The sequence below is a fragment of the Arhodomonas sp. KWT genome, from assembly GCF_010993615.1.
The window spans coordinates 1-842 of sequence record NZ_WNXE01000726.1 but is presented as its reverse complement, the minus strand read 5'-3'; the positions used below and the strand labels follow the sequence as shown (position 1 = coordinate 842).

Below are 842 nucleotides of genomic sequence, written 5' to 3'. Positions count from 1 at the left end.
CTGCTCACCCACTCCATGGGCGGACTGGTCGCCCGTTACTACTCGGAAGTCGACGGCGGCAACGCCAGCATGCTGGGCGTGGTGCACGGGGTGATGCCCACCAACGGGGCGCCGGTCTTCTACCGGCGCATGAAGTGCGGCACCGAGGGCGGTTTCTTCACCAGTCACATCATGGGCGCGACGGCGCGCGAGACCACGGCCGTGCTCGGTAGCGCCCCGGGCCCGCTGCAGCTGGTCCCCACCCCGGCCTATGGCCGGCACTGGCTGCAGATCCGCCGCAACGGCCGGGCGATCCGGTCGCTGCCCGAAGGGGACGACCCCTACACGGCGATCTACCTGGAACGCGAACAGTGGTGGGGCATGCTGGAGCCGGCGCTGGCCAATCCGGAGCTGACAGGGAGTCATGCCCCTGACAGGGAGAAGAAAATCCAGAGGGAATGGGATAAATACGTAAAGACAATGAAAGACAAAGTGAAGAGTTTTCACAAAAACATGGCCAACCGATTCAATCCCAATACCTATCTCTTCTACTCCGACAGCCCGGATCACATGAGTTATGGCGCCGTGATATGGCGGGGAAGGGAATCGGAATATAGCCGCCATCTCTGGAAGGCGGCACAGTCGCGCCCCCACTACAACCAGTATCGCCTGGCCATGGAAACCGACCGTCACGGTCACGAGCGTGTTTACCGCTACGAGATCGGCGAGCCCGAAGACCCCGGCGACGGGACGGTGCCGAGCCGCTCGAGCCGCGCCGGTGCCGAGCATGCCCGGCGCACCCTGGCCGTTGCCACCGAGCACCAGTCCGCCTACGACAACGCCGAGGCCCGCTGGTTCGTGCT

1 protein-coding gene is annotated in these 842 nt (G+C 64.4%); it reads left to right on the top strand.

Annotated features, from left to right (window positions below; genetic code table 11):
* Window positions 1–15 precede the first annotated feature (15 nt).
* On the top strand, window positions 16–842 hold an 827-nt coding region (locus tag G7A99_RS22010), incomplete at its 3' end, for a hypothetical protein (RefSeq protein ID WP_205600001.1).